7 protein-coding genes are annotated in these 7,694 nt (G+C 62.2%); 4 read left to right on the top strand and 3 right to left on the bottom strand.

The genetic code is table 11. The features are described from left to right. Positions 1-57: 57 nt before the first annotated feature. Together AC2VON_RS25095 and AC2VON_RS25090 are read right to left on the bottom strand one after the other, a co-directional pair. The gene (locus AC2VON_RS25095) at positions 58-2,529 is read right to left on the bottom strand and encodes an MMPL/RND family transporter (RefSeq protein ID WP_486955237.1); all 2,472 of its coding nucleotides are present in this window, start codon (positions 2,527-2,529) and stop codon (positions 58-60) included. Further along, the gene (locus tag AC2VON_RS25090; protein WP_139809207.1) at positions 2,526-2,966 is read right to left on the bottom strand and encodes an MmpS family transport accessory protein; all 441 of its coding nucleotides are present in this window, start codon (positions 2,964-2,966) and stop codon (positions 2,526-2,528) included. Before AC2VON_RS25090 ends, AC2VON_RS25095 begins: the two co-directional genes overlap by 4 nt. A 426-nt stretch (positions 2,967-3,392) precedes the next feature. Here AC2VON_RS25090 and AC2VON_RS25085 point away from each other — a divergent pair, with 426 nt between their 5' ends. Then, entirely contained in the window at positions 3,393-4,208 is an 816-nt protein-coding gene (locus tag AC2VON_RS25085; RefSeq protein WP_486955236.1) for an SDR family NAD(P)-dependent oxidoreductase, read from the top strand. 8 nt (positions 4,209-4,216) lie between these two features. After that, positions 4,217-5,233: a hypothetical protein gene (locus tag AC2VON_RS25080; protein ID WP_084027694.1), complete on the top strand. Its 1,017-nt coding sequence runs from the start codon at positions 4,217-4,219 to the stop codon at positions 5,231-5,233. Here AC2VON_RS25080 and AC2VON_RS25075 read toward each other — a convergent pair. Beyond that, on the bottom strand, positions 5,230-5,460 hold the full coding sequence (locus AC2VON_RS25075) for a hypothetical protein (RefSeq protein ID WP_486955235.1): 231 nt from the start codon (positions 5,458-5,460) through the stop codon (positions 5,230-5,232). The genes AC2VON_RS25080 and AC2VON_RS25075 overlap by 4 nt on opposite strands. A 12-nt stretch (positions 5,461-5,472) precedes the next feature. On the opposite strand from AC2VON_RS25075, the gene AC2VON_RS25070 reads away from it, so the two are divergent. Both AC2VON_RS25070 and AC2VON_RS25065 read left to right on the top strand, forming a co-directional pair. Continuing rightward, positions 5,473-6,642, top strand: a complete 1,170-nt coding sequence (locus AC2VON_RS25070) for a hypothetical protein (RefSeq protein ID WP_486955234.1) — start codon at positions 5,473-5,475, stop codon at positions 6,640-6,642. A gap of 198 nt (positions 6,643-6,840) precedes the next feature. Further along, on the top strand, positions 6,841-7,694 hold an 854-nt coding region (locus AC2VON_RS25065), incomplete at its 3' end, for an acyl-CoA reductase (RefSeq protein ID WP_486955233.1).

The following is a 7,694-nucleotide window of genomic DNA, read 5'->3' as shown; positions in this document are numbered from 1 at the left end:
GCCTCCTACATCTGTGGCTCTACCGGCCAGGACCTGATTCCTGTCGGCAACCCACGATCACATGCAGCGAGGCCCCAGCCTGCCCATACCGTCTAGGATGTCCTGCCAGAGCAGCACGGACAGACCGCACGCAGTGCCCAGCGATGCCAGCACCGTACCGACGATCACCAGCGATGCCACCAAACTACGGGTGATTAGCAGCATGATCGAAAAGATCAGGATCAGCGTCGCGATCCCGGCGATCGTCAGGTCGATGACGACCCCGTCCTGCATATCGCTGTACATCGACGCTGTGCCAGCCAGCGACACCTTCGCGGATTCCAGCGGAGTTCCCTTGATCGCATCCGCGACCGCCTGCTTGATGCCCTGCACGTGCCGGATTCCCTCCACCGAGGCGGGGTCGCCCTGGTGGGTGATGATGAACCGGACGGCCTTGCCGTCCGGCGAGACGAACATTTTCAGTCCGCGCTTGAAGTCAGGGTTTTGGAACACTTCCGGCGGAAGATAGAAACTGTCGTCGTTCTTGGCTTGATCGAAGTAATTGCCCATCATCGTTGAACCTTCGGCGCCCTCTTGCATGTGCCGCTGAATGCCTGCCGTCGCGCTGTGGGTGGACAGCATGAAGTCCCGCATGGCCTTCATCGAATCGATGGTCTTCGGGAAATCGACGAGGAGTTGGGGCATCAACCGATCGAGGTGGTCGAAATCGGTTGTGAGCCCGGTGAATTTGTCGGATATCTCGTCGATGCCGTCGAGCGCGTCAAAGAGGGATCGCGTGGACCAGCAGACGGGGATGTCGAAACAGTGCTTCTCCCAATAGAAATAGCTGCGAATGGGTCTGAAGAAGTCGTCGAAATCCGCGATGCGGTCCCGCAGCTTGTTGGTGGTGTCCACCAGGTCGTGCGTTCGGGCGTCCAGACTGTGCGTCGTGGCCGTGAGGTCCTTCATGATGCCGTACATGTGCTCCATGACGGCGATCGTTCTGCCCAGCTCGTCGGCCTGCTCGAGCATCGACGCCATGCTGTCGTTCATGAATTTCGCCGTCTGCAGGGTGCTGGAACTATTCATGGCGATCACGAACGGTAGTGAACTGTGCTCGATCGGCGCCCCGAGGGGGCGGGTGATGGTTTGCACCCGCCCGATGCCACGCTCATGGAAGACGCTCTTGGCAATTCGGTCGATGATCAACATGTCTGCCGGATCGCGCAGATCATGGTCGGCTTCGACCATCAGCAATTCCGGATTCATCCGCGCCGGGGAGAAATGTCGCTCGGCCGCGGTCTGGGCGACGTTGGCCGCGATGTCCGGCGGGGTGAACTTTTTGTCGTTGTAACTCGGGATATAGGTCGTCAGACTGACGAAACCGATCACCGCGATGAAGGCAGCGATGACTATGATCGGTACCGGCCACCTGGTCACGACGGTTCCGATCTTGCGCCAACCCCGTTCCGACACTTGGCGTTTCGGATCGAAAAAGCCAAATCTGGATGCGACTACGAGTAGAGCCGGGGCCAACGTCAGACCTGCCAGCATCGTCACCACCAAGGCGATGGCGCACGGAATCCCCATGGTTTGGAAGTAGGGAAGCTTGGTCGCGGTCAGGCACAGGCAGGCGCCCACGATCGTCAGACCCGACCCCAGGATGACGTGCACGACGCCGTTGTAAGCGCTGTAGTACGCCTGTTCTCGATCTTCGCCACGGGATCGGGCTTCGTGGTAGCGGCCCAACAGGAAAATGAAATAGTCAGTCCCCGTGGCGATGGTCAGCATCGTGACCATGCTGACGGCGTACGGGGTCAGGCCGATGATGTTCAGATTTCCGGCGGTCGCCACGATGCCCTCTGCGGCATACAGCTCGAAGCGGACCAGTAACAACGCGAGGATCGCGTTCTTCAGCGAACGGTAAATGAAGAGCAGCATCACGAAGATGACGCCGATCGTGACCAACGTCATCAGGTTCATGCTGTTGTGCGCGGCGATCAGCGTGTCGGTGTTGAGCACGGTGTTGCCGGCGACGTAAGCCTTGACGCCCGGTGGCGGCGGGACGCTTTTGACGATCTTGCGGACCTCGGCGACCGACTTGTGGGCGGGGGTGGTCCCCTGCGCACCGTCGAGGAAGACCTGCACGTAGGCGGCTTTGCCGTCCGGACTCTGGGAGCCGGCGGCGGTCAGTGGGTCACTCCAGAAGTCCTGCACGTTCTGCACGTGCTTGCTGGCCTTGAGCTTGGCGACGATCTTGTTGTAGAAGACGTGGGCGCTGTCGCCGAGCTTGTCGTCGCCTTCCAACACGACCATGGCCGTGGAGTCGGTGTCGAACTCCTGGAACTTGTGGCCGATGTTCATCATGTCCTTGAACGCCGGCGCGTCCCGCGGAGTCATGGGCACCGAGTGCTTCCCCGCCACCTCGCCGAGTTCGGGCGTGAACAGCGTGGTCGCGAGCGCGACGAGTAGCCAGAACAGGATGATCGGCACCGGCAGGGCGCGGATCAGGCGGGCGATGCGGGAGCGAGGTGCGGGCGCGTTACTCATACAGATTTCACCAAGCAGTAGATGAAGGGTTCGTATTCGTTGATGGTGCGGTCGTCGCGGACTTGGCCGTCGACGATGACCCGGCATCGGATGTTGCGCATGGCCTTGTCACCTTGGGCAACGATGTTGGCCGACATCGACGGCAGGGTGGTCACGATGGTGTATGACCATGGCAGCGGGGCGTTTTCGACGAGGTGGGGTTGCCCGTTCTCATCCAGGTAGTTGACGCTGATGCTGCCGGCCGATGGTGCTGCCGTGATCTCGTAAGTGATGTGTTTCGGATTGAAGGGTTTCGTGTCGTCGGCGTTGGCGTCGCTGGTTGCGGCATGCGCGTTGGCACCGAAGCTGGCGCGGACCCGAAGTACGACATAACCGCCGAGCACCACCACGACGACAAGAAGTAGCGGGATCCACACCTTCTTGAAAAGCCGAAACACCAGCACCTCCTCCTGCCCGGCCCGCCACGCCGAATCCCGAGACTCTGAATGTTTTGTCAACGCACGTGTCGATCAGGGTCGGGCGCCGGACCGCACCAGCTACGGAACTCAAGTTCCATATCGGTTAGGCACTGTATCCCATCGAGGAACCCTCTGCCTATGCAAATTGCTCAGCTCTGGATCGAAATGATCGGCCGCAGCAGCTATGACACGGCGTAACCCCCTGAACACTCAGGCATTTGGGATGAACGGCCTGGACTTGATGATGCCTTGTCGCGGCTCGACACCGTGGTCGACCCGTCGAACACACAGCAGGTGACCGGCCCCGCAAGCCCGATTGACGATTGACAAATTCGCGTTATTGTTGAATTCTTATCGCAGTTGTCAGACTGAGAGGCCGGGGTGCAGGTGTCGAAGCCAGTGAACTTGCGCGGCAAGCAGGTGCTTGTCACAGGGGGCTCGAAGGGTGTCGGGGCCGCGATGGCGAATGAATTCTCGAGCCGTGGGGCGCGGGTAACCCTGGCCGCCAGGCCCAGTGACCAACTCAATGCCGTGGCCGCCTCCACCGGCTCGACCGCGTCTCCGCTGGACCTTGCCGACTTTGATGCGCTGGACGGCTTCATCTCCCGGGTCGAAAAGGCCAACGGCCCCATCGACGTTCTGGTCAACAATGCCGCGCTTGTCACGGCCGGGCGGATCGACTCGGTGTCCCGGTCGGACCTGCAGACCCAGATCAACGTCAACCTGTTGGCGCCCATGGAGCTGTGCCGACAGGCGTTGCCCGGCATGCTCGAGCGGGGCGGCGGCACCGTTGTAAACGTTTCGTCGATGGTGGCGGAACTCGGCATTCCCAACCTGCCAGCCTACGTAGCGGCCAAGGCGGGCCTGACCAAATTTACCCTCGACCTGCAGGGCGATCTACGGCGGTCGAGAGACGACGTCGCGGTGCTGCTGGTCGTGCTCGGCGAAATCCCTGGGACGCAGATCAATTCGGGGTTCCGAGAGGATCCGGCTGTCAGCGCGCTGGCCGACAAGTTCGGCAAACTGCCCGTGCTCTCACCGGAGTTGGTGGCGCGCACTGTCGCCGACCGCGTGGCACTGCGCCAGACATCAACGCTCGTCCTGCCGCGCTACAACGCGCCGATCGTGGGGTGGCGTCACTCCCCTATTCGACTCACCAACCGACTTGCGTCGTCCGACTCATCCGGTCGTCGCACCGAAGTCCCACCAGCCACGCGTTAGGAGCACGAATGACCGATTTGTCCGCACCTCCCACGCCCGCCGAATACCCGTCGTACCTCAAGGACAGCGATGAGCTGCCGCAGCCCGTTCGCGACATTCCGCTGTGGTCGGAGAACTATCTGACGCAGGCGTTCGACCCGTCGACCGGTGTCGGTTTCTTCTTCCACCTCAGCCGGATGCCGTTCAACTACAACGTCTGGGAAGGGGTGTTCACCTGCTACCTTCCCGGCGACCGTTTCCTGGTGGCCCGCGATTTTTCCTGGGACAGCAATGACAAGGGCCCGGGCAGCAACGCGCTGCGGTTCGAAGTCGTCAAGCCATGGGAACGGTGGAGCAAGCGCTTTCGTGGAGCGGCGCTGTTGGTCACGGGTGACCAGCTACGTGCGGGCCCGATCGCCGACGACTCGCACGTGTTCGTCGACGCGGACTTGACGTTCGACAACATCGGACCCGTCTTCGACATCGGCGACATGGGCGACCAGTTCTGGGCCCGGGCCCATTATGAGCAGCACGGCAAATTCAGCGGACGCGTCTCGTTCGACGCGACCCATCTTGCGCTGGGATCCGAAAGCTATGAGTTCAACGGGACCGGCCTACGCGATCATTCGGTCGGAGCACGCGACATTCTGAAAATGAACAACCACGTCTGGACGCACGGCGAATTCCCCAGCGGCAGGCTGTTCATGGTGATGGACGTCCACACTAAGGTCGGCCCCCCGTTCCTCTATGTCGTGGTAGGCGACAAGGACGGGTTCCACACGGTCGAGTTGACGCGCCCCACGGCCCGCATCGACGACCCGTCGCAGGTGTTCGATTCGCACGAGCTGTGCTTTGTCGGGCCGGATGGACCGAGTGTGATCAAAGCCGAAATCCTGCAAGCAATCCCGTACAGCTTCACCGGACCGAACGAGTGGTCCCTGGGCACTCACCCCAACGCCCACCACCTCGTGATCGAAGGGCTGACTCGGTTCGAGTGGGACGGCGAGGTCGGCTACGGCCTCACCGAACGCTCGGTCTGCTTCTAACCCAGCTCCCGGATTTCGCCAGGACAGGACGAACAATGACGCTCGCTCCGACGCTCTCCGGCAAGGCCGCCGACCAGCTCAAAAGGCTGGTCAGCGAGCCTGATCCGTACTCGCACGGCGGACCAGGCATCGACGCCCTCCAGTTCGACGCCATCAGGGAACTCTTCGTCCGGCGCCGCGGCGACATCTCGGTACTCGATCGCCGCGCGAGTGACCTCGGCATACACGAGATCTCGACATTGCGGGACCTGGTCCCGCTGCTGTTTGCCCACCAGACGTACAAGAGCTATCCGGCTTCGTTTGTCACCCAAAATAAATGGGCCATGATGAACCGCTGGCTGGACACACTGTCGACGACGAGAGTCGGTCCCATCGATCTCCGAGACGTCACCGACACGGACGCCTGGGTGGCCCGGCTGAGCGAACATGGCCATCACGTGCTGCTGTCCAGCGGCACGTCCGGTAAGACATCCTTTCTCAACCGCAACGAGTGGGACCGCGAGCTGACCAAGGACAACGTCGTTGCGAACATGCGGCTGACCCAGAACATCCCCGCGGGGCAACGCAGGCCCGTTTTCCTGCTCGGGCCGCGCAACGGCACCCACATCTTCGTCGGCGTGATGCAAGCAATCGCAGAGCAGTTCGGCACTCCGGGCGCCACCTATTGGTTGTCCGAACTCGCCCTGACCGAAGCGGACACCAAGCGACAGGCCAAACTGCGATGCCAGGTCGCCGACGGCACCGCGAGCCCCAGCGCAATTCGCGAACTCGAAGAAGCGGTCGCCGCGCGTCAGCAACACATGCGCGAGTCGATTGAAAACATCGTCGACGCCCTCGCCGCGCACCAAGACGAACCCGTCATGATCGTCGGCCTGTGGCTGCCGCATTTCCTTTTGATGGAGCAGGCTCGGCGGCGCGGCATGAGAGACGGTGCGCTGCACCCGGAGTCGACGATCTTCGTCGGCGGCGGACTCAAGGGCGCCGTCTTGCCGGCAGACTTCCGTGAACAAGTCGAACGCTTTTACGGCCTCGCTCTGTCGCGCTATCACCGCGCCTATGGCATGGTTGAGCTTTCCGCCCAGTTCCTATGGTGCGATGCGTCGCGCTATCACCGTCCGCCCTGGGTCAGCATGATGATCCTCGACAAGAACGGGGAGGAGCTCCTCGAGCCGGACGGTTCCAGTGACGTGCGTGGGCGCTTGGCGTTCTTCGACATCGCGACCGAGGCCCGCTGGGGCGGGGTCATCACCGGCGACGAGGTAATGGTCCACACCGGTGCATGCCCATGCGGCCGGCCAAGTCCATCAATCTCGGAGGTGGTCCGCTACACCGACCTGCCCGGGGGCGACGACAAGCTCAGTTGCGCCGGGACCATGTCGAGCTACATCCGTGGCGTGATCGAGGCATAGGTAGGAGGCCACCGCGTGAAGACCGACGAAACCGCCGTGAGCAAGGCCGCGGCATTGCGGGTACCGCACGTGGTCGCGGGACAATTCATCGACGACTGCGTCGTCGAGCACGGGACACCCGGTTCGACATTCCTCACCCCGCGTCTCGATTTCGATGGGCTGGTGCATCCCCGTGAAAAGCTACCACCGATGTACGACGTGCCGCTGCGCGAGATCATCGACTTCCTGGTCGCTACCGGCGAGCGGCTGTCGTTCGACACCAACCCATGGATGGCGGCGGCCGTGGACGCGACGGCCGCGGTCAATCCGCTGCCGCGCCGCGTTGTCGAGAACATCTACCGCGAACTGCAAGGCTACTTTCGCCGTGAGGCCCTCGAATTCGAGGTGGAGCGAACATTGGGCGGGCATGAGGTCAGCGACGGCTGGCGCGAGTTCACCGATTTCACTGGACGCCACGTCCGAATCCGCGCCTTCCCTCCGCGTCTGGTGCACATTCTCGCCGGTAACAGCCCTGGCGTCACCGGGTCAACGATCACCCGCAGCGCATTGAGCAAAGGCGTCAGTGTGCTCAAGCTACCGGCCAATGATCTGTTCACCGCCTCGGCGATCCTGCGAACCATGGCCGCCGTAGACCCCAAACACCCAGTTCTGCGATCATTTTCAGCCGTGTACTGGCGTGGCGGCGACGCGTCGGTGGAGAGCGTCCTGTTCCGGCCGCAATTCTTCGACAAGATCGTGGTGTGGGGCGGCGAGGCGGCGGTCAAGAATGTCGTGAAGTACCTCGGGCCCGGCATCGAGATGATCACTTTTGACCCCAAGGTGTCGATCTCGATGATCGGGCGCGAGGTACACGCCAGCGCCGAAACGCTAAGCGCCACAGCGGAACTGGCCGCGACCGACGTCCAGCTGCTTGACCAGGAGGCCTGCGCGGCAAGCCGATTCCAGTTCGTCGAGGGAACCATCGAGCAGGTCGACCGCTACTGCGAGATACTCTGCGAGCAGCTACATCTCGACCGTATTTATGGCTCCGCATGCGGCGCCCCCGCCCCTGA

The organism is Mycobacterium sp. TH-M82, assembly GCF_057473605.1.
Note: the sequence above shows the minus strand (reverse complement) of the source record. Positions and strands in the feature narration are given on the sequence as shown.